Source organism: Actinomadura sp. 1N219, assembly GCF_044326405.1.
In the GTDB taxonomy this organism is placed as follows: Bacteria; Actinomycetota; Actinomycetes; order Streptosporangiales; family Streptosporangiaceae; genus Spirillospora.
The window spans coordinates 249,750-271,105 of sequence record NZ_JBIRAY010000011.1 but is presented as its reverse complement, the minus strand read 5'-3'; the positions used below and the strand labels follow the sequence as shown (position 1 = coordinate 271,105).

Genomic DNA, 21,356 nt, shown 5'->3' with positions numbered 1-21,356 from the left:
GCGAGGGGTCAGGTGGCGGGGCTCGGCTCGGGGCCCGGACGCCGCGGGGTGCTGACGGCGAAGTACAGCAGCACCATGCCCGCGATCTGAGCGAGGTGGTACACCGACGTCGGGTCCAGCGCGACGCGGCCGGTGACGTCCGGGTCGAGCGCCTTGGTCCCGGCGGCGGCCCCGCTGGCGGCCAGCGCGATGATCATCGGGCCCGCCATCGGGTCGCGGCGGCGGGCCGCAACTCCCCACAGGATCAGGATGCTGACCATCGTCAGGCTCTCGCAGGCCAGCAGCGCGGTGACGCCCGCGTGCCCGGTGACGGCCAGGCCCGCGTAGGCCACGATCCCGACCGAGCGCAGCAGCCAGAACGTCTTGTGGTGGCGGGGGCCGAGCACCTCGGCGACGGTCGCGGCCAGCAGGTACGACACCGCGACGACGACCATGGCGCTGATGACGGCCCAGCTCGGCTCGTCCCACCGGTCCGAGAACTTCACGAAGCCGTGGTGGACGAACCCGGCCAGCGCCGCGATCCCCGCCCACCAGAAGGACGTGCGCCAGTGCCGGTTGACGGTCGGCGCGCGTCCCAGCCGGACGGCGAGCGCCACCACGACCAGTCCCAGCGCGAGGTCGCTCAGCGCGGGCGCGGGTTCGGCGAGCATACGTGCACGGTACCGGGCAAATTACTCACTATGCGTGGCCGCCGTGCGTATAACATGAACGGTGATTTCGCCAGGGGCGCACCGCGGGGGGCGGGAGCGCCCGCCGCCTCCCCGCCCGCGCCGTGGAGTCCGCGTCCATGAGCTCTGCCTCACACTCGCACCGGAGGGTCCACAGGGCGATCATCTGCGTCGACATCGAGCGGTTCACCCGCCCCGGGCTCAACGACCTGCAGCGGGCGGACATGCGCGGAGGTCTCTACGAAGCCCTGGAGCGGGCCTTCACCTGGGCGGGGATCGGCTCGGACGACCGCTACCACGAGGACCGCGGGGACGGCGCGTTCTTCCTCGTCCCGACGGAGGGCCCGCAGGCCAGGCTCGTCGACCCGCTGCCGTTCCACCTGGCCGGTGAGCTCGGCCGGCACAACCGGGACGTGGACCCCGACACCCGCATCCGGCTCCGCGTCGCGCTGCACGCCGGGTACGTCCACCACGACCCGAAGGGCGTCGTCGGCACGGCGCTGAACGAGGCGTTCCGGCTGCTGGACGCCCCCGAGGTGAAGCGGGCGCTGGAGGACGCGTCCGGCGACCTGGCGTTCATCGCCTCGGCGCAGTTCCACCACGACGTCATCCGGACGCGCCGCGTGTTCGACTCGTCCGCCGACCGCGAGGTGCGGACGACGGGCAAGGAACCGCACGTCGAGGCGTGGCTCTGCGAGTTCGCCGAGCAGGTCCGCGCGGGCCGGGAGTTCTGCGCGTCGCTGGCCCGGATCCGGGACGCCCTCGCCTCCGTCGACGCGACGCTCCAGAAGACCCGGGAGGTCAGGGAGGAGACGGCCGAGAAGGTGTCCTCCCCGGTCCCGGACGTCTCCGACCCGGCGGCCGGGCTGCCCGAGCGCCTCGCCGCGCTCGGCGAGCCGCGCCCGGGGCACCGCTGGTCGCGGCTCCTCGCCGCCGCGTCGGAACTGGAACGGGACGCCGCCGCCGCGCTGGAGCAGGCGGGGTCGGCGCTCGCCGTCGTCCAGGCGCCGCTCGACGTGCGCGAGGAACTCCGCGGCCGGCTGGCGTCGCTGCAGGTGATGGCGCGGAACCTGGGCCGCGCCGAAGATCCCCGCCTCGACGAGCCGTACCGGACGGCCCACGACCTGCTCTGGACCGCGCCGTGCGACCTGGAGGCCGCCGAATCGGCCGTGCTGCGCTACCTGCGGGAGATCCAGGAGGGGTAGCCCATGAGCTCCATGAGCTCCACGAGCCAGTGCGTCCACTGCCGCAGGGGCGTCGTCCGGTCCGGGTTCTGCGACTTCTGCGGGATGGCGCCGCCGGCGTCCGCGCCGCCCCCGAAGGGGCCGGAGCGGCCGGAGCGGCCGCCGACCGAGCCGTGGTCCGGGCCGACGGAGCCGTGGCAGGGGCCCGCGGGGCAGACCCCGTCCAGGCGCATCACGCCCTACGGCCTGCTGGACATGGCGGGTGTGCCGCCCGTCCCGTACCGCGACCCCGAGACGGCCGTCCTGGCGGACGTTCCCGCCGACGAGCCCGTCCCGCAGCTCCGCCCCGGCGAGATGGTCGGCGGCCAGTACGAGGTCCAGGGCTGCCTGACGCACGGCGGCCAGGGCCGGATCTACCTCGCGCACGACAACAACGTCGGCCACTGGGTGGTCCTGAAGGGCCTCCTGGACGCGGGCCCGGACGTGTCCGACGTGCCGGAGTCGGAACGGGCCGCGCTCGCCGCGGTGAGCCACCCCAACATCGTCAAGATCCACAACTTCGTCCGGCACCCGGCCGGAACGGCGCGCCCGAGCCGGGCGGGCGTCCAGCGCTACATCGTGATGGAGTACGTCGGCGGCCGCTCGCTCCAGGAGCTGCTGAACGACAAGCGCCGCGACGAGGGCCCGCACGCCGTGCTCCCCGTCGACCACGTCATCGCCTACGGGATCGAGATGCTCTGGGCGCTCGACTACCTGCACACCCGCCGCATCCTCTACTGCGACCTCAAGCCCGCCAACGTCATGCAGTGCGAGCAGCGGATCACGCTCATCGACCTCGGCGCGACCTGGCGGATCGACGGCAGCCCGCCGGGCGCGCCCATCTACGGCACCCGCGGCTTCGGGGCGCCCGAGCTGCCCGAGCGGAGCCCGTCGATCAGCTCCGACCTCTACACCGTCGGCCGGACGATGGCGGTGCTCAGCTTCGACTTCGACTACACGGGCGAGTTCGAGACGACCCTGCCGGGCCGCGACGACGTCCCGCTGCTGCAGCGGTTCGACTCCTACGACCGGCTGCTGCGCCGCGCCACCCACCGGGACCCGGCCCGGCGGTTCCGCGGCGCGGCGGAGATGGCGGAGCAGCTGTTCGGCGTCCTGCGGGAGGTCATGTCCGCGCCGCGCAACGCCGATCCGTGGCCGGTGCCGTCCACGCTGTTCGGGCGGGAGCGGCTCGCGGTCGGCACCGAGATCGCCGCGTCCGACCGGGCGGTCGCGTCCGGCCGGGACGGGCCGGTGCTCGGCTCCCTCACCGCGGACGCCGCCGCGGCGGCCCTGCCGGTGCCCGTGATGGACGAGCCGGACGAGGCCGCCGGCCTCGCGGAGCTGACCGCGCGGGGGCCCGCGGAGATCGTCGAGACGCTGACCGCCCGCGCCGCCCGCCAGCCCCCGGCACTGGAGGAGCGGCTCGCCCTGATCCAGGCCCGCCTGGACCTCGGGCAGCGGGCGGAGGCCGACGCGGCTCTCGCGGAGCATCCGCCGTCCGACCAGGACGACGTCGACTGGCGCGTCCCCTGGTACCGGGGCGTCAGCGCGCTGATGGCGGGCGAGTACACCGAGGCGCAGAGCCTGTTCGACGGCCTGTACGACCGGATGCCCGGCGAGGCCGCGCCGAAGCTGGCGCTGGCGTTCTGCTGCGAAGGGTCCGGCGAGATGGCGGAGGCCGCCCGCCGCTACGAGAGCGTCTGGCGGACCGACCGCGGCTACCTCAGCGCGGCGTTCGGGCTGGCCCGCGTCCGGCTGGCGATGTCGGACCGCTCCGGCGCGGTGGACGCCCTGGACGAGGTCCCCTCGCTGTCCAGGCACTACGGCGCCGCCCAGCTCGCCGCGATGGCCGCGACGCTGCGCGGCCGCCCGTCCGACCAGCTGTCCAAGGAGCACCTGCAGAAGGCGGCGGCCCGGCTCGACCACGCGCGGGTCGACGGCGAACGGCGCCGCCAGCTCGTCGCCGAGCTGCTGGAGGCCGCGCTGGCCTGGGCCGAGGCCAAGGGCGAGGAGAACCCCGACACGACGCTGATCAACGCGCGGCTCACCCGCGACGGCCTGCGGAAGGAGCTCGAACGGACGTACCGGGCGCTGGCCCACGTCGCCGACGACAGAGAGACCCGGCACGCGCTGGTGAACAAGGCCAACGCGGTGCGCCCGAGGACGTTCCTCGGCCCCTGACCCCGCCCCCGACCCCTCGCCCCCCGACCCTCCGCCCCTGCACCCCGGCCCCCAGGAAGGTGATCGATGAGTGACCGCCCCGACTTCGCGGTCGAGATCCACCAGAACCCCTACCTCCCGGCGGACGGCACGCAGGTCCACGCCATCGTGCGCGTCGCGGCCCGGACCGGCAGGCCGCCGCTGCGCGCGCCGTCGTCGTCCGCGCCGCGGCCGTCCTCGGCGGCGGAGGTCATCATCGTCGACACCTCGGCGTCCATGGCGGGCGAGCGGCTGGTCGAGGCGCAGCAGGCGGCGAAGGCGGCGGTGGACGCGCTGCGCGAGGACGTCGACTTCGCCATCGTCGCCGGGGCCCGCGACGCCCGCATGGTCTACCCGCGCAACGTGCTGCTGGCTCCCGCGACCGACCGCTGCAAGGACGACGCCAAGATCGCCGTCTCCGCGCTGACGGCCGCGGGCGGCACCCGGATCGGCCGGTGGCTGCGGCTGGCCGCCGAGCTGTTCGACGGCTCCCGGCACGGCATCCGGCACGCCGTCCTGCTGACCGACGGCCGGAACGAGCACGAGACCCCGGCGGAGCTGGACGCGGCGCTGACCGGCTGCGCGGGCCGCTTCGTCTGCGACTGCCGCGGCGTCGGCGACGACTGGGACCCCGCCGAGCTGCGCGAGGTGGCCACCCGGCTGCTCGGCCGGTTCGCGGTCGTGGCCGATCCGCGGCACCTCACCGCCGACTTCACCGAGATGATCGGACGGGCGATGGGCAAGGCCGTCGCCGACGTCGCGCTGCGGGTCTGGACGCCCGACAAGGTCTCGCTGCGGTTCCTCAAGCAGGTGTACCCGGCGCGCCGCGACCTGACCGGCAAGCGGGTCGAGGTGGACCCGCACGCGGAGGGCCCGGCGACGGGCGACTACCCGACCGGCATCTGGGGGACGGAGAAGCGCGACTACCACCTGTGCGTCACGGTCCCCGTCGGGCAGCCGTACCAGCGGATGCAGGCGGCACGGGTATCGGTGGTGGTGCCGGGCCCCGGCGGCGAGCCGGACGAGTGCCTCGCCGAGGCCATGATCCTGGCCGAATGGACGGACGACAAAGCGCAGTCGACCGGACGGCACCCGTCCGTCGAGCACTACTCCCGGCAGGAGGAGATCGCCGACTCCGTCAGCGAGGGGCTGGCCGCGTACAAGAAGGGCGACGACGAGACCGCCGGCAGCAAGCTCCGGCAGGCGCACGAGCTGGCCGAGCGGACCGGCGACGCGGGGACGTCCCAGCGGCTCGACAAGGTCGTCGCGAGGGAGACCGGCGAGGTCCGGCCAAGGCATGACGTCAACGCCGCCGACCTCATCGCCCTCGACACCGAATCAAGCGAATCGACTAGCCGCCCCCCAGACGAGCCCGAGCCCGAGGCCGAAGGCAAGCCTGACGACGAGGGCGAGGGCTGAGCGTGTCCGGCAGACTGTTCCGGCTGTTCCGGCTGCACACCGTCCCGCGCCGCGTCCAGGCGCTGACGGCCGTCGTCCTGCTGGCGATCTTCGTGCTGTTCACCGTCACCGGCGTCGCGCTCCTGGACGCGCGGGCCGCCCTGCGCGCCATCGGCCACGACGAAGGCCCGATGGTGGTCGCCACCAACGACGTCTACCTCGCGCTCAGCGACATGGACGCCCAGGTCACCAACGTCCTGCTGACCGGCGCCGAGGACGAATGGCTCTGCGACGTCGACATGGACGGCGGCCCGTCCTGCGCGCGGAGCCTGCCCCGCTACTTCTACGACATCCGCCGCGAGGACGCCCAGCGGGCGGCGCTGCAGGCCGCGCGCCTCGCCGAGGACGACCCGGTCCGGCTGCGGACCGTCCAGTCCGTGCTGGACGGCCTGCACCTGTACGACCAGCGCGTCCAGGCGGCGATGGAGCGGGGCCGCGCCGCCGACCACGCGTTCGGGCGGCTCCCCGAGGACGCGGCCGCGGAGTACCGCGCGGCCACCAAGATCATGACCGAGGACCTGCTGCCCAAGGCCAACAACCTCACCCTGGCCGGCGCGGCGGACGTGGAGGCGTCCTACGGCGACCCGCTCTCCCGGATGAAGTCCGGCCGGATCTGGGTGCTGGTGCTCGGCCTTACGGTGCTCGTCGCGCTCGCCGGGCTGCAGGTCTACCTCGCCAAGCGCTTCAGGCGGGTGATCAGCCTGTTCCTGGTCGCCGCCGCCCTGGGCACGACGGCCCTGACCGCGGCGGCCGCGTCCCTGCTGGCGACCGAGGCCGACTACGTGCAGATGGCCAAGGAGGACGGCTTCGACCCCGTCCTCCGGCTGTCGAGGACAAGGGCGACCGGCAAGAGCCTGAACGCCGACCGCATCCGCGCCCTGCTCGACCCGGCCGACGCCGACCGCTACGACCAGACCTATTTCGAGAAGTCGCAGGCCATGCTCTACATCCGCGAGGCCCGCGACCTGGAGTCCTACTACGCCATGCTGGACGCGCGGGTCGCGCGCTACGGCGGCGACCCGCACCCGGTGTCCTTCGGCGGCTACTACGGCGTCGAGGCGACCGAGGCCGCGGGCCGCGGGCAGCAGGCGCCCGTCGACACGCTGCTGACGCGCTACCGCGCCTACCAGCAGAACGACCGCCGCGTCCGCGAACTCGCCCGTGCCGGCAAGCTCGAGGACGCCGCCAGGACCCACGTCGACCCGCGCTGGCATTTCCTGTCCCATCCCGCCTTCCGGCAGCACGACGCCGTTCTCGACGCCCGGGTCGTCCGCCATCAGCTCGTCGTCGACCGCATGGTGCGGGACGGGGAGGGCGCGCTGGCGCCCTGGGCGTGGCTGCTGCCGGCGTCCGCCCTGGTCATCGGCGCGCTGGTGGTGGGCGGCGTGTGGCCGCGGCTGGTGGAGTACCGCTGATGGGACGGCGGATCATCGCGACTGGAGGGAGCCGACCGTGCGTGCACTGCGCAACGCCGTGATCGTGATCGTGGCCGTCCTGCTCGTCGGCGTGGCGCTGGTCGCCTACCGCGCCGGCGGCGGCGACGCGTCCGCGTCGATCATCGGCAAGAAGAGCCTGCGGATCGGGGTCAAGTCCGATCAGCCGCGGCTGGGCCTGCTGATGTGGGACGGCACGTACAAGGGCTTCGACGTCGACGTCGCCACCTATGTCGCGGGCCGGCTCGGCGTCGAGCCCGACGACCTCACGTTCGTCGAGCTGACCTCGAACGAGCGGGAAGAGGCCCTGAGCGGCGGCGTCGTCGACATGGTGTTCGCCACCTACTCGATCACCCCGGAGCGCAAGGAGAAGGTCACCTTCGGCGGCCCGTACTACGTCGCGCACCAGGACATCCTCGTCCGCGCGGGCAACCGGTCGATCAGGAACGTGAGCGATCTGCGGGGCAAGCGGCTCTGCCAGGCCGCCGGGTCGAACTCGTGGCGCCGGGTCACCGAGGAGCGGAAGGTGGACGCGACGCTGGTCCCCGCGGGCAACTACAGCGAGTGCGTCACCGCGCTCAAGGAGGGCCGCATGGACGCCGTGTCCACCGACGACCTGATCCTCGCCGGCTTCGCCGCGGCGAACGGCTCGGGCACGACGATGGTCAAGGCGCCGTTCACCAACGAGAAGTACGGGGTCGGCATCAAGAAGGGGGACGTGGCGGGCTGCCAGGCCGTCAACCGGTACCTGACCGAGATGTACCAGAACGGCGCCGCGAAGACCCTGCTCACCGAGTGGTTCGGGTCGGTGGACTTCGCCGTCGGCACCAGCGTCCCGGAGTTCGAGGGCTGCGCCTGACCCCGGCCGGACGCGCAGCACCCGGCCGGACGCGCAGCACCCCGGCCGGACATGCAGCGGCGGGCGCCCCCCGAAGGGGACGCCCGCCGCGTTGCTAGCTCAGGGTCAGGCGGGAACGATGTTCTCCGCCTGCAGGCCCTTCTGGCCCTGGGTGACGTCGAACGTCACCTTCTGGCCCTCCTGGAGCTCGCGAAAGCCCTGGGCAGCGATGTTGGTGTAGTGGGCGAAGACGTCGGCGCCGCCGCCGTCCTGCTCGATGAAGCCGAAGCCCTTTTCGGCGTTGAACCACTTGACCGTGCCGGTGGCCATGGTCATCTCCTCTGGTCGGTCACGACCGCACACCTTGTCCGGCCGAGAACGCCGCGATGGCCCATCCGGAAGATCCAGAACAACAAAAATGCGCCTGAGGTTCAGATCCAACAGGCGCACGAACATGTCTATGGGAACCGCAACTACTCGCACAGTACCACACGAATCGGGGGCCCGAACAAGGCCCCCCGGGAGCGCCGCCGTCCGGCGCGGCTGTGAATTTCCTGTCGGGCGCGGGAGAGTTCCCTGCACAGGCCCGTTGGGCGCATAATGCGGTAATGAAGCGCTCCGGACCCGCCAGGCGGCGACATCTCCCCACCAGCCCCTTCAAACCCCCGCCCGCTGCCCCACCCGCCAAGGAGTTCGCGCTCCAGGACCAGGTCACGCACGACAAGTACGGGCTCGGGCGGATCCTGGAGGTGGAGCCGGGACGGGCCGTCCTGGTCGACTTCGGGACGCGGCGGGTCAGGATTCTCGCCCCGTACGAAAAACTCTTCAAGCTCTGAAACCCCTTGCCGGTCGGACGTGGAACGTGTCATCGAACGATCGGCCGGTGTTCTATTTCGTAAAAAATCGGTGACACTTCAGTCGCGGCGTGGAAAAGCATCACCGGGACGTCAGTCGGTGGTGATGGAGTCCGTCCGCCACCAGGTGAACCGGTGGACGTACCGCGCGCCCGCACCGCGCCGGCCGGGCCTGCGGCCGTAGGTGATGACGATGATGCCGCGCCCGCCCGCGCCTCCCTCGGCCTGATCGCCGGCCCCAGGACGCGCGGGCAGCGGATGGATCTCGCCGAGCAGCATCCGGGCGGACGCCCGCAGCTCCAGCCGGAGGTCGATCGCCCCGCGTCCCCGCATGGGGCTGCGGGCGAGGACGTCCTGGACCAGCGCGGTCAGCTGGTCGGCGAGCTCGTCGGCGGCCGAGCCCAGCCCCCATCGCCGCAGCGCGCGGCGGTACGCCCGGCGGGCCCGCCGGCCCGTCGCGCGGCCGGTCGGGAGCTGCCAGCGGCCGGTGCGCAGCGCGGGCCGGGGGGTTTCGGCGCTGTCTCTCGTTGACGTGGACACAGATATTCTCCGGGTTGCGACAGCCGGGTCCGGGAGGCACCGCGCGGCCGACGCCGCCAGTCCCGGCGCGGTCTGGTTGCGTCACGGGCTCTTGTGCCCGGCATTCGACCGCTCATGCGACCGGCCCGCGAACACGATGCCGTCCAATTCTTGACTGATTCCAGAAAGTGGGCCAGCCTGTGGGCGTGGCCATGGCCTTGGACTTCCGGCAGATGCTGCGCGGCGCCGCGCTGCGCGTGACCCGCCCCCGGTTGGCGGTGCTCGAAGCGGTGCACGCGCACCCGCACGCCGACACGGACTCGATCATCGGCGCCGTGCGCGCGGATCTCCCGGCGGTGTCCCACCAGGCCGTGTACGACTCGCTGCGCACCCTGACGACGGCCGGTCTGGTCCGGCGGATCCAGCCGGCCGGGTTCGTGGCGCGCTACGAGTCGCGGGTGGGCGACAACCACCACCACGTCGTGTGCCGGTCGTGCGGGGTCATCGCCGACGCCGACTGCGCCGTCGGCGAGGCGCCCTGCCTGACCGCCTCCGACGACCGGGGCTTCGAGATCGACGAGGCCGAGGTCGTCTACTGGGGCCTGTGTCCCGACTGTTCCACCACTGAGAGCTCCTGATTCGCCGCGCATAGCCCTGGGAGGATTCACATGTCCGAAAACAACGAGAACTTCGCTTACGACACCAACGCGGGGAGCGAGGGCGGCTGTCCGGTCGCCCACGGCCGCGCCCCCCACCCCACGCAGGGCGGCGGCAACCGCGGCTGGTGGCCGAACCGGCTCAACCTGAAGCTCCTCGCCAAGAACCCCGACGTGGCGAACCCCCTCGACGAGGGCTTCGACTACGCCACGGCGTTCGGCGGCCTTGACCTCCCCGCCGTCAAGCGGGACATCGCCGAGGTGCTCACCACCTCGAAGGACTGGTGGCCGGCGGACTTCGGCCACTACGGCCCGTTCATGATCCGGATGGCGTGGCACAGCGCCGGGACGTACCGCGTCCACGACGGCCGGGGCGGCGCCGGGTCCGGCCAGCAGCGCTTCGCGCCGCTCAACAGCTGGCCCGACAACGCGAGCCTCGACAAGGCCCGCCGCCTGCTGTGGCCGGTGAAGAAGAAGTACGGCCAGCAGATCTCCTGGGCCGACCTGCTGGTCCTGACCGGCAACGTCGCCCTGGAGACGATGGGCTTCAAGACGTTCGGCTTCGCCGGCGGCCGCGAGGACGCGTGGGAGGCCGAGGAGGACGTCTACTGGGGCCCCGAGACCACCTGGCTCGGCGACGAGCGCTACACCGGCGACCGCGAGCTGGAGAACCCGCTGGGCGCCGTCCAGATGGGCCTCATCTACGTCAACCCGGAGGGCCCGAACGGCAACCCGGACCCGATCGCCGCGGCCCGCGACATCCGCGAGACGTTCCGCCGGATGGCGATGAACGACGAGGAGACCGTCGCGCTGATCGCCGGCGGCCACACCTTCGGCAAGACGCACGGCGCGGGCCCCGCCGACCACGTCGGCCCCGAGCCGGAGGCCGCCCCGCTGGAGCAGCAGGGCCTCGGCTGGAAGAGCACCTACGGCACCGGCGTCGGCGCGGACGCGATCACCAGCGGCCTTGAGGGCATCTGGACGCCCACCCCGACGACCTGGGACAACTCGTTCTTCGAGACGCTGTTCCGCTACGACTGGGAGCTGTTCAAGAGCCCCGCCGGGGCGAACCAGTGGCGGCCGAAGGACGGCGCGGGCGCGGGCACCGTCCCGGACGCGCACGACCCGTCCAAGCGCACCCACCCGACCATGCTCACCACCGACCTGTCGCTCCGGTTCGACCCGATCTACGAGCCGATCTCGCGCCGGTTCCTGGAGAACCCGGAGGCGTTCGCGGAGGCGTTCGCCCGCGCGTGGTTCAAGCTGACCCACCGCGACATGGGCCCGATCGCGCGCTACCTCGGCCCGGAGGTCCCGGCCGAGACGCTCGTGTGGCAGGACCCCGTGCCCGAGGTCGACCACGAGCTCGTCGACGACGCGGACATCGCGGCGCTCAAGCAGCAGATCCTCGGCTCGGGCCTGTCGGTCGCGCAGCTGGTCGCCACCGCGTGGGCGTCGGCCGCGTCGTTCCGCGGCACCGACAAGCGCGGCGGCGCCAACGGCGCCCGCGTCCGCCTCGAACCGCAGAACGGCTGGGACGTCAACGACCCGGACCAGCTGCGGATGGTGCTGCGCAGCCTGGAGGGGATCAAGGAGTCCTTCGACTCCGCCCAGACCGGCGGCAAGCGGATCTCGCTCGCCGACCTGATCGTCCTCGGCGGCTGCGCGGCCGTGGAGCAGGCCGCCAAGGCCGCCGGGCACACCGTCACGGTCCCGTTCACCCCGGGCCGGACGGACGCGTCGCAGGAGCAGACCGACGTCGAGTCCTTCGAGGAGATGGAGCCGTCCGTCGACGGGTTCCGCAACTTCGTCGGGAAGGGCAACCGGCTCCCGGCCGAGTACCTGCTGCTCGACCGGGCGAACCTGCTCACGCTGAGCGCGCCGGAGATGACCGTCCTCATCGGCGGGCTCCGGGTGCTGGGCGCGAACCACCAGGGGTCGTCGCTGGGCGTCTTCACCGCGTCGCCGGGGACGCTGACGAACGACTTCTTCGTCAACCTGCTCGACCTCGACACCACGTGGCAGCCGACCTCCGATGACGCGGAGACCTTCGAGGGCCGCGACGCCGCGGGCGCGGTCAGGTGGACCGGCAGCCGCGTCGACCTCGTCTTCGGCTCGCACGCCGAGCTGCGCGCCCTCGCCGAGGTCTACGCGAGCGACGGCTCGGCGACGAAGTTCGTGAACGACTTCGTCGCGGCCTGGGACAAGGTCATGAACCTCGACCGGTTCGAGCTTCGCTGACAGACGGCGTCCGGGCCGGCCAGCATTTGCGCTGGCCGGCCCGGACGTTTTCATGTCGTGATCAGCCGGGCTTGATCAGGTGGGCTTGGGGCGGCACTTGGGGCAGAGGCCCCAGAACGTGACGTCGGCCTCGTCGATCAGGTATCCGGCGTCGTCGACCGGGTCCAGGCAGGGCGGGTGGCCGACGGCGCAGTCGACGTCCTTGACCGAGCCGCAATTGCGGCACACCAGGTGGTGGTGGTTGTCGCCGACGCGTCCCTCGAACCGGGCCGGGCTCCCGGCGGGTTCGATGCGGCGCACCAGCCCGGCGGCGGTGAGCGCGTGGAGCGCCTCGTACACGGCCTGCAGCGAGATGTGGCCGACCCGGTCGCGCACCCCGGACGCGAGCGCCTCGACGCCGAGGTGGTCGCCCTCCCGGACGGTCTCCAGCAGCGCGACCCGGGCGGCCGTCACCCGCAGGCCGGCCCCGCGCAGCTCCTCGGCGGTGGTCGGGGGGGATGCGGTCATGGCGCCGAACCTAACCTCGGGGACGCGAAAAACTTCGGACAGCGAACGATGCAAGTCTAATCGGACATTCGGCGATCGACGCGCTCGCGGGCGAGCGGCCGGCCGGCGGTCGGGGAGGACCGCCGACCGGCACGCACAACGGACGGACGCCCGTGGCCGGACGGACGCCCGCGGCCGGCCGGGGTGGCCGGGCGGGGTGGCCGGGCGGGACGCCGTCAGCGGACGCGGATCAGGCCCCACAGCCCCTCGGCCAGCGCCCAGCGGAACGCGCCCGTCCGGTAGGCGTAGTCCCCGGGCTCCCCGGCCCTGAACGTCAGGCTGCGGAGGGTCCCGTTGGTCAGCCCGCCGATCGCGCCCATGCGCGGGGTGTCGAGGTGCTCCTCCATAGGCCAGGTCTGCCCGTGGATCTGGAAGGAGTGGTTGCGCGGACGGTCGGCCCCCACCACCAGATGGACCTGGACGAGATCGCCCGGACGGCACCGCAGCATCGGAGTGCCCGGATCGTCCAGCGCCAGGGACGGACGGTGCGGGAACAGATGGGCGCTCCGGTAGTTGAACGCCTTCTGCCCCGAGTCCTCGGGCTCGTCCTCCAGGTCGGTCACCGGCTGGGTGGGGTCGCCGTGGTGGTACTGGCGCACGCCGTCCTGGAGGATCAGGACCAGCTCGTGGACGTCCTCGCCGCCAGGGCGGCGGATGACCGCCTGGTGGCCCGTCCACGCCCCGCCTACCGGAGTGGCGTCGGACGGCTCCACCACCAGGGCGCCCACCAGACCGCGGTGGCGGTGGGTGCGGAGGTCGGCGCGGTCCTCCAGGAGGATCACGCCGGGGGTGTCCGCGTACCAGCGGTAGGTGACGTCCGCGCCCGGCTTGACCGTGCCGTCCTCGTTGCGGCCGGCGAACGCGCCGTCGCTGTCGCGGACGTCGTAGCGCAGCGGCCCGACCGGATGCAGCGACACCCGCGCCGACACCTCCCGGTCGCCCGGCTCGTCCAGGGCCGGGAGCGGCGGGTCGTACGGCGTCGGCTCGGGCGGGACGTCCACCTCGTTCGAGAGCGTCAGCTCCACCCACTCGCCCGCCCGGCACCGCAGGACGAGCGGCTCGCCCTCCGGCGCCCCGTCCACGGTGTAGACCAGGCCGAACGGGTCGCTGCGCCGGTCGCTGTAGTGGATCTCGCGGGCGACCGCCCGGACGTGGTAGCGCCGGACATTGCCCGCGTCGGGGCGCTCGTCGAACGGCGGCGGCCCGTCGTCGCCGAACGCGTCCGGAAGCGGCGGGAGGTCGTCCTGCTCCTCCTCGTGGAGGCGGAACAGGCCCCAGCAGCCCAGCCACGTGTCGTCGATGGCCGAGAACGCCCACATATGGTCGCCGGGGCTGTGCGTCGGGTCCATGTGCAGGCTGAACGCCTCGGAGATGCCGAGGGTCTGCTGCGTGCGCAGCGGCGAGCGCGGATCGTCCCGCCAGGCGTGCCAGCGCATGCCGTGGACGGTGAATCCGTGCTGCTCCTCGTGCGATCCCTGGTAGAGGCGGACGCGGAGCTGCTCGCCGGGGTATGCGCGCAGTAATGGCGTCTGCGGGTCGCCGTGCACTGCGCTGGAGAACCAGTCGGCCGGGTCGCCGGGACGCTCGTGGAGCGGCTCGCAGCGGTATCCGACGGCCATCGTGCCCTGGTCGTCGAGGGCGCCGGGGAAGTCCGGCGGGTTGATCGGCTCGCCGTGCTCCCCGGCGCCGTGCTTGATCAGCGGGACGAAGTCGGCGACCGGGACCACCTGCTCGCGGAAGGCGCTCCCGTCCGGCAGCTTCACCACGGCCTGCGCCGCGTTGCGGACCTCCCGGTCGTGGTCGTGCGGGTCGACCCAGACGGCGCCCTCCGGTTCGGCGATCATGGAGCCGAACAGGCCGTGCCGCTGCCGCTCGTTGGCCAGCAGGTGGTCGTGGAAGAAGACGACGCCGAACTCCTCGTCGCAGTACCACCGGTACATCCAGGAGCGGTACCGCTCGTGGTCCTCCGGGCCGGCGTCGGCGGTGGTCGTCCCGGACAGGTAGTTCCAGCCGACGCTGGCGCCGTCCGACACCAGCGGGTCGAACTTCACCAGGTGGACGTGCAGCCCGCACTCCGGCTGGAACGGCAGGACGGCGTCGAACGCCGTCTCCTCGTGGCAGCCCGGCGGGAGCGCGTTGGTCAGGGTGAACTCGATGATCTCGCCCTTGCGGCCGCGGATCGCGATCGGCTCGATCTTCCGGGTGCCCTTGGCGAGCTCCTTCCGGAAGTTCTCGATCCCGCCCGCGGCGTCGATCTCCTCCTGGAGGACGAAGAACACGCCGCGATGATCATGCCAGGTCTCTTTGTGATCACCGCCGCCGCCGTGGCCGCCCCCGTGGTCGCCGCCGTGGCCGCCGCCGTCGTCGCCCCCGTGGTGGTGGCTCTCGAAGTAGTGCAGCGTGCCCTGCATGACGACGAGGTGGTAGCGGCGGACGGGCGCGTCCGGGTCCAGCGTGATCTTGGTGAACGCCTCGCCCGGTTGCGGGTCGGGGACGAACGCCGCCCGCTCCAGCGCGGTCGGCTCCCTTCCCATCCCCGCCGGCATCGCGGGCGTGCGCGGCGGGCGCGGCGACTTCTGCGGGAACGTCCCGTCGATGAACGCCGGGAAGCCCGGACGCTCGGCGCTGGCGGCGGGCGGTTCAGCGCGTCCGGGCAGCGGGCGGAGCGGCGCGATGGGCGTGCCGTCCGGGTAGCGTCCGGCGCCGTCCTGGAGGACGTCGAAGACCCGCCACATGCCCCACATGCCGGAGTGGAAATGGGGATAGAGGTGGCAGTGGAAGATGATGTCGCCGGTCGCCGCCTGCACCGAGCCCGCGCCGCCGATCGGCTCGATCGTGAACGCCTGCTGCGGGCTGATCGTGACGGAGTCGATGATGGGCGACGCGCCGTTCCCCGGCACGGCCCGCCACTGGTGCAGGTGGAGGTGGAAGACGTGCGTCTCCTTCACCCCGGCGTGCACCAGCCTGATCTTGGACGGGTCGCCGCCGTAGGCGCGGAAGATTGGCGTCTGCGGGTCGCCGAACAACCAGGAGCTGTGGTGCTGCTCCTCGCCGACGATCGCGTCCCGCGCCGGGTCGATCTCGCCCGCTTCGAGCATCCGCTCGTAGGCGAGGGAGCGCCAGCCCATCGGCTCGGTGCGGTAGCTCATGAGCATCATCGAGGCGGCGTGGTCGTTCTGCGGGTGCTCGCTGCCGTGCCCGCCCCCGTGGTCGTCGTCGTGCTCTGGGAACAGGACGGGCGCCAGCCGTTCCCCGCCCGCCGCGGGCGCGTGCGTGTGCGGCCGGGGCCGCTCGCACTCGTAGAGCGGGTGCGGCGGCAGGACGGGGTTGTCGTTGGGCGACTCGTCCTGCATGAACAGCGCGTACTCGCGGAAGCTCTCCTGCCCCGGGACGTGGACGTCGGCGTACAGGCCGTCCAGCAGCGGGCCGCCGGTGACCGGGTCGGTCCAGGTGGCGCCCTCCGGCTCGACGATCAGCGCGCCGAACAGGCCGTGGGCCTGGGAGCCGTCCTCGCCGCCGCGGAGGTCGGCGAGGTCGCCGAGGAAGAACACGCCCTCGTCCGCGGCGTCCCACTCGTAGACGATCGAGCCGCCCGGCGCGACGGCCGAGTCCGGGTTCCGGCCGACGGCGCCTCCGTCGGCGGTCACGACCCGGTGCCCGACGCCCTTGGCGTGGATTCCGGCCCGCTGCCGCAGCTCGTTGCGGAACCGGACGACGACCCGCTCGCCCACCCGGGCCCGCAGCACCAGCGGGCGGACGAGCGGGTGCGGGTCGGGGAGCAGCTCCGGATGCTCCAGCGGGTCGGGGAAGGGCGTGGGAAAGCTCTCCCGGACCTCCTTGAGCTCGGTCTCGTGGTCGGCCAGCGTGAAGATCATCCCGTTGCGGTCGTGGTCCCCGTGCGCGTCGAAGACGATGGGAACGTGCAGCGCGACGACGTCGTACACCCTCTTCACGGGCATCTATGAATCCCCCTGGAACTCCCGTTGTGTCGGCGGCCGTCCCTCTGGTGACGGCGGCCCGGCCTGCGCGGGGTATGCGAGGTGCGCGGGGTATGCGGGGTTCGCGGGGTGCTCGGCGCGCGATGCGCGGGTCGCGGTGTGCGCGCGGGATGTTGACAAGTATGACGAACTCGGCAGTCAAGTTGTTCCCGCCGAATCCGGTCAGTGCCCGCGCGGCGCCCGCGGGCCGTCCAAGCGCGTGCCGTAAACGCGGTAAACGGCATCCTTAAAGAGCGCAACAAACGCAATGTTAATTGTTAATAAGGCGCAAAGGCAAAGTGTTGACCAAGTCGGCGCAACCGGAATACCCTCTCGGATGATTCTCCAGACCGAGAGGATCGCCATTGACGTGTTGACGTCAAAGTCCTCCGTAAATACGCCGGTAACGGCCGGTGCGGCGCGGGTGCGGCGAAGGCGTCAACCCACAAACCCCCTGAGAGATACGACCCATGAAGAACGCCACACGTACGGCGATCGCGGTGGGCGCTGCCCTGCTCCTCCCCACGCTGGCGACCGCCACCGCCGCCTCCGCCTCGATCGACCCCCCCGCCGCCGACGCCCCGCCCGTGCCCAGCAAGGTCACCATCGGCGTCGAGACCATCAACGGCTCCGGCTGCCCGGCCGGCACCACGAAGGTCACCCCCTCGCACGGCAACACCGCCTTCACCGTCACCTACGACAAGTACGTGGCCTGGGCGGGCGGTGACGCGCCGTCCACGGACTTCCGGAAGAACTGCCAGCTCAGCGTGCAGGTCGACGCGCCCGAGGGGTACACCTTCGCGGTCGTCGGGATCGAGTCCCGCGGCTACGCCCACCTGGAGGCCGGCGCCACCGCGGTGCGCCGCACGAACTACTACTTCCAGGGCAACTCGGAGTCGCAGTCGGTCACCCACACGCTCAAGGGCCCGTTCGACGACGACTGGAAGTTCGCCGACAAGACCGACGCCCAGGGCCGGATCTTCAAGCCCTGCGGCAAGGACCGCAACCTGAACATCAACACCGAACTGCGGGTGGACGCGGGCGACTCGGCCAAGTCCAGTTTCATCGCAATGGAATCCGCGCGCGGGAACTCCGTCTACCACCTCGTGTGGAAAAGCTGCGCCTGATTCGCGCATTGCGTGACGCGATCCCCGCAAAGGGTGAGCGCCGCGCGGCCGGAACAGGGCGTGCCTGATCGGATGGTCGCCGTCCGATCACGCAACGTCGCCTGATTCGGACAGATCTTCAACCGCAGGGGGAGGCGTCCGCGCCTCCCCCTGCGGCCGTCTTGACTCGCACCGCGCGTGCCGGCACGCGAACGCCCCCGCGCGTGCCGCACGCGAACGCCCGGCCGGGACGCACCCGGCCGGGCGTTGCGGTGTTTTCGGTACCCAGAGGTTCTTCGGGTCCTAGAGGTTCTTCGGTCGGTACGCCTTGTACTCGCTGCCCGAGTCCAGGCCGTAGTCGCGCGTCCGGTGGTCGGTGCCGTACCGGCCGCGCTGCTCGTACGCCCAGTAGGACGTGCGGTCGCTGTTCGCCCACTTCTCGAAGATGACGACGTGGCGGGTGGTGTTGGTGCCCTCCGCGTCCATGACGAGGTCGCCCTTCTTCAGCTCGTCCATCGAGATGCGCTCGGTGTACCGCGACGAGGTGAGGCCCTGGGTGTTCGGGCCGGGCTTGTCCAGCCCCAGCGTCATCGAGACGTAGCCGGAGCAGTCGGCGCGGTACCCGTTGTGGCTGCGGACCTGGCTGTAGCGGACCCGGTCGTCCGTGCCCGGGTTCCAGGTCTTGGCCCGCGCGATCACTTCGGAGCGGGCGTCCGACTTGGCGGACTTCGTGGTGTCGGCCTTCTCGCCGGACGCGTCCGGCACGGCCCGCTTGGACTTCTTGTGGGGGAAGACCTGTGCTGCGGCGACCTTGTCGCCGGAGCCCGAGCCCGAGCCGGAGCCGGGGTCGGACAGGTCCGACGCGTGCGCGGTGCCCGCGACCACGCCGAAGAAGGCGAGGCCGAACAGGGCGCCGGTCGTACGCGGGCCTAGGGGAAAGCGGTTTTTGGCGTGCTTGCCTTGCAAGGGGTCTCCTTGGCTTCCAGACGCCTACCGGGTTAGCTGACGGGTTCGGACGTGGAAGTCGCCCTACGGCCTGGGGGCAGGCCGATTCACCCCAGTGCGATGTGGGTCCCCGGCTCCGCGCGGCGGCGGACTCGGCGTTGCCGCTGCGATCCTGATCAGGGCATGACGGCCCATCCGCGGGACCCTTGTGTCCCGCGTGCGAAAGAGCGGCGCTGATGTGGTGGCGCCCCAGGGAGGGACGCCGCTCTGTGAACCGGTCCTGGCTTCGCTCAGCGCCGCACGTCGGCGTGCGCATGGCCGGGCTGAGAACGGGTCTCGGGGAGACCGCGCGGCAGGACCGTCACCAGACGACGCGTGGGTCGCGCCGCCGCCACCCCCGTCCGGCGGCGCCGTCCGGGGGACCGTGTCCGGACGGACACGGTGGGGCAAAACGCCTGGCGAGCGCCTTGGTGAGCGACAAGCTACTCGCTACGCCAAAGGAAGGCAAACTCGGACAAAATCAACAACGCTGCAGCTCAGCGCCCTCAGCGGCGGCAGGCTAGGGGACGGGAGGCGCCATCGCGGTGATGCCGCGGGCCTGCGCCACCGCGTGCGCGGCCCACGCGCTCGTCTGCGGGCCCGGCGGGAACTGGGCGGTGTGGTGGAAGCCGGGACCGGTCACGGAGATGGTCACGAAGCCGAGGTAGCGGCGCTCCTTCATCAGCAGGAAGAGCAGCCCCAGCAGGCAGAACCAGACGAAGATGATCGTCAGGACGATGGCCACCGTCGGGATGCCCTCGGTGACCTGGGTGGAGTCCTGGATGATCCAGGTCGCGCCGTGCAGCGGGTAACGCCCGTACGGGAGGAGGACGTGCGCGCTCGTCAGGGAGATATCGCCGATCTGCAGCAGGACGGGTTCGGCTCCGCCGGGCGGAATCGGGTACATCCACTCACCTCTGTTCGCATGAACCGTCCGCTGATGCGAGGGATGTCCCCATCTTATTGCGTTACGCAAGAGGGGTCCCGGCTTGATCACGTTTGAGTTGCGGAGCGATCAGCCGTCCTTGTCGGAATTGGGGTGATTTCATAGATTTCCGGCAACGGGGGCCCTGTTCCTCGCGGCGCCGTCGTCCGTTACCGGCTCGAAATCCGGGCACGGGACGGGTATGCGCCCAGATCTCCCCGAGGAGACGTCCATGTCCGAGGTCAATCGCCGCGACCTGCTCGCCGGAGCCGCGGCCTTCGCCGGATTCGCGACCGTCGGCCTGCTGCCCGGCACCGCCGCCGCCGCGACCCGGCAGCGCCCCGGCGCCCTGCTGCCGCCCTCCCTCACCACCGGCGACAAGGCCGTCGTCGCGCGCATCGACACCCGCCGGGCGCTGCGGCACCTGAAGGCGCTCAGCGACGGGATCGGCTGGCGCATCGCCGGGACCGAGTCCGAGCATCGCGCCGCCCGCTACATCGCCGGGGTCCTGCGCGACCTCGGCTACAAGGTCGAGCTTCAGCCCTTCCCAGTCGCCGACAAGAATTTGGCTGAGATCCGCGCCAAGGGCGAACGGCTCTGGCAGGCCAGCGCCTCGCTGCAGGGCGCGACCGACTCCGTGCGCGGAACGGTGCTGGACGTCGGCAAGGTCTTCGAGGTCCCGGACGACGCTGACGGCAAGCTGGTGGTGTTCGACCGCATCCTCGGCCGGGAGACCGACCAGGCCAAGGCCGCCGCGGCCGCCGGCGCCAAGGCGGCGCTCATCGTCAACGCGCGCTCGGACTCCTTCCCCGAGCGCAAGGCCGCCTCGTTCGCCCCGGCCCTGAACGAGAAGGTCGCCATCCCGGTGCTCGGCCTGGCCGGATACCACGGCGAGCGGATCCGCGCGGGAGCCCGGCGGCTGTCGTTCGACATCACCGAGCACACCGGGATGACGTCGTACAACGTCCTGGCGGAGCGGAAGGCGACGCTGCCCAACCCCGACGGCAAGGCCGTCATCGTCAGCGCCCACTACGACAGCGTCCCCGGCTCGCCCGGCGCCAACGACGACGGCAGCGGGACGGTGCTGTGCCTGGAGCTGGCGCGCGTCCTCAAGCGGCTGCCCACCCAGCAGGCGATCCGCATCTACCTGTGGGGCGCGGAGGAGAACGGCCTGATCGGCTCCCGGCACTACGTGAAGGGGCTCGACGACGCGGGCGTCAAGCGGATCAGCGGCTGCTTCCAGAACGACATGGTCGCCACCAGCCACCCGCCCGCGGAGACGTACTGGCTGCTGTCCGTGGACGGCAAGGACAACACCACCACCGCCGCGGTGAACGCCGCCGCGCGCCGGCTCGGCTACGTCGACCAGGTCCAGGGCCCCACCGCCCGCGGCTCCAGCGACCACGAGGCCTTCTACGAGCGCGGCATCGCCGCGGGCAACTTCAGCTGGCGCGGCAACGAGGCGCCGAGCCAGCTCGAACCGATCTACCACACCCCCGAGGACACGATCGCGCAGAACATCAGCCTGAAGCGGCTCCAGGTCTCGATGGAGATCATCGGCTGCGCCGCGTACGAGGTGGCGCGCCACAAGTAGCGGCGGGAGGGCCGCCCGCGTCTTCTGCACGCCCCGTCCGGCATCGTCCAGGCTCGCCCGGTCTCGTCCGGCCTCGTACCGGTCTGTAACGCATTGCCGGACGGTGGCGCTGTAGGTCACGTCGGCGGTCCCCCG

General features: G+C 71.9%; 17 protein-coding genes and 1 riboswitch. Of the genes, 10 read left to right on the top strand and 7 right to left on the bottom strand.

What is annotated here, in order from left to right; all coding sequences use genetic code 11:
- Positions 1 to 8: 8 nt before the first annotated feature.
- The gene (locus ACH35V_RS30390; protein ID WP_395977498.1) at positions 9 to 650 is read right to left on the bottom strand and encodes a DUF6962 family protein; all 642 of its coding nucleotides are present in this window, start codon (positions 648 to 650) and stop codon (positions 9 to 11) included.
- 137 nt (positions 651 to 787) lie between these two features.
- On the opposite strand from ACH35V_RS30390, the gene ACH35V_RS30385 reads away from it, so the two are divergent.
- The 5 genes from ACH35V_RS30385 to ACH35V_RS30365 all read left to right on the top strand — a co-directional run bounded on the left by ACH35V_RS30385 (position 788) and on the right by ACH35V_RS30365 (position 7,840).
- On the top strand, positions 788 to 1,873 hold the full coding sequence (locus ACH35V_RS30385) for a hypothetical protein (RefSeq protein ID WP_395977496.1): 1,086 nt from the start codon (positions 788 to 790) through the stop codon (positions 1,871 to 1,873).
- 3 nt (positions 1,874 to 1,876) lie between these two features.
- Positions 1,877 to 4,072: a tetratricopeptide repeat protein gene (locus ACH35V_RS30380; RefSeq protein ID WP_395977494.1), complete on the top strand. Its 2,196-nt coding sequence runs from the start codon at positions 1,877 to 1,879 to the stop codon at positions 4,070 to 4,072.
- A 66-nt stretch (positions 4,073 to 4,138) separates the two neighbouring features.
- On the top strand, positions 4,139 to 5,509 hold the full coding sequence (locus ACH35V_RS30375) for a VWA domain-containing protein (protein ID WP_395977492.1): 1,371 nt from the start codon (positions 4,139 to 4,141) through the stop codon (positions 5,507 to 5,509).
- A gap of 2 nt (positions 5,510 to 5,511) precedes the next feature.
- Entirely contained in the window at positions 5,512 to 6,963 is a 1,452-nt protein-coding gene (locus ACH35V_RS30370; RefSeq protein ID WP_395977490.1) for a hypothetical protein, read from the top strand.
- A 37-nt stretch (positions 6,964 to 7,000) separates the two neighbouring features.
- A complete protein-coding gene (locus tag ACH35V_RS30365) occupies positions 7,001 to 7,840 on the top strand; it encodes a glutamate ABC transporter substrate-binding protein (RefSeq protein ID WP_395977489.1) in 840 nt (279 codons plus the stop codon).
- A 105-nt stretch (positions 7,841 to 7,945) separates the two neighbouring features.
- Here the strand turns inward: ACH35V_RS30365 and ACH35V_RS30360 are convergent, their stop codons facing one another.
- Positions 7,946 to 8,149, bottom strand: coding sequence for a cold-shock protein (locus ACH35V_RS30360; RefSeq protein WP_131971577.1), 204 nt, complete (start codon positions 8,147 to 8,149; stop codon positions 7,946 to 7,948).
- Between the two features lie 278 nt (positions 8,150 to 8,427).
- Between ACH35V_RS30360 and ACH35V_RS30355 the strand changes: the two genes are divergently transcribed.
- Positions 8,428 to 8,655, top strand: a complete 228-nt coding sequence (locus ACH35V_RS30355; RefSeq protein ID WP_395977487.1) for a hypothetical protein — start codon at positions 8,428 to 8,430, stop codon at positions 8,653 to 8,655.
- 111 nt (positions 8,656 to 8,766) lie between these two features.
- Here the strand turns inward: ACH35V_RS30355 and ACH35V_RS30350 are convergent, their stop codons facing one another.
- On the bottom strand, positions 8,767 to 9,213 hold the full coding sequence (locus ACH35V_RS30350) for a hypothetical protein (RefSeq protein ID WP_395977485.1): 447 nt from the start codon (positions 9,211 to 9,213) through the stop codon (positions 8,767 to 8,769).
- Between the two features lie 212 nt (positions 9,214 to 9,425).
- Between ACH35V_RS30350 and ACH35V_RS30345 the strand changes: the two genes are divergently transcribed.
- Together ACH35V_RS30345 and katG are read left to right on the top strand one after the other, a co-directional pair.
- Positions 9,426 to 9,830: a Fur family transcriptional regulator gene (locus ACH35V_RS30345; RefSeq protein WP_395977705.1), complete on the top strand. Its 405-nt coding sequence runs from the start codon at positions 9,426 to 9,428 to the stop codon at positions 9,828 to 9,830.
- A gap of 30 nt (positions 9,831 to 9,860) precedes the next feature.
- Complete coding sequence (gene katG / locus ACH35V_RS30340; protein ID WP_395977483.1) at positions 9,861 to 12,089, top strand: catalase/peroxidase HPI; 2,229 nt, start codon at positions 9,861 to 9,863, stop codon at positions 12,087 to 12,089.
- A 75-nt stretch (positions 12,090 to 12,164) separates the two neighbouring features.
- On the opposite strand, the gene ACH35V_RS30335 is transcribed toward katG, so the two are convergent.
- Positions 12,165 to 12,596, bottom strand: coding sequence for a Fur family transcriptional regulator (locus ACH35V_RS30335; RefSeq protein WP_395977481.1), 432 nt, complete (start codon positions 12,594 to 12,596; stop codon positions 12,165 to 12,167).
- 215 nt (positions 12,597 to 12,811) lie between these two features.
- The gene (locus tag ACH35V_RS30330) at positions 12,812 to 16,594 is read right to left on the bottom strand and encodes a multicopper oxidase domain-containing protein (protein WP_395977479.1); all 3,783 of its coding nucleotides are present in this window, start codon (positions 16,592 to 16,594) and stop codon (positions 12,812 to 12,814) included.
- Positions 16,595 to 17,082: 488 nt separating this feature from the next.
- On the opposite strand from ACH35V_RS30330, the gene ACH35V_RS30325 reads away from it, so the two are divergent.
- The gene (locus tag ACH35V_RS30325; RefSeq protein WP_395977477.1) at positions 17,083 to 17,739 is read left to right on the top strand and encodes a DUF4360 domain-containing protein; all 657 of its coding nucleotides are present in this window, start codon (positions 17,083 to 17,085) and stop codon (positions 17,737 to 17,739) included.
- A 282-nt stretch (positions 17,740 to 18,021) separates the two neighbouring features.
- On the opposite strand, the gene ACH35V_RS30320 is transcribed toward ACH35V_RS30325, so the two are convergent.
- Entirely contained in the window at positions 18,022 to 18,684 is a 663-nt protein-coding gene (locus tag ACH35V_RS30320) for a hypothetical protein (protein ID WP_395977475.1), read from the bottom strand.
- 6 nt (positions 18,685 to 18,690) lie between these two features.
- Positions 18,691 to 18,831: riboswitch (cyclic di-AMP (ydaO/yuaA leader) on the bottom strand.
- Between the two features lie 391 nt (positions 18,832 to 19,222).
- Positions 19,223 to 19,609 (bottom strand): hypothetical protein, encoded by a 387-nt coding sequence (locus ACH35V_RS30315; RefSeq protein WP_395977473.1) that lies wholly within the window; start codon positions 19,607 to 19,609, stop codon positions 19,223 to 19,225.
- A 250-nt stretch (positions 19,610 to 19,859) separates the two neighbouring features.
- On the opposite strand from ACH35V_RS30315, the gene ACH35V_RS30310 reads away from it, so the two are divergent.
- A complete protein-coding gene (locus tag ACH35V_RS30310) occupies positions 19,860 to 21,221 on the top strand; it encodes a M20/M25/M40 family metallo-hydrolase (protein ID WP_395977471.1) in 1,362 nt (453 codons plus the stop codon).
- The last annotated feature ends 135 nt before the right edge of the window (positions 21,222 to 21,356 follow it).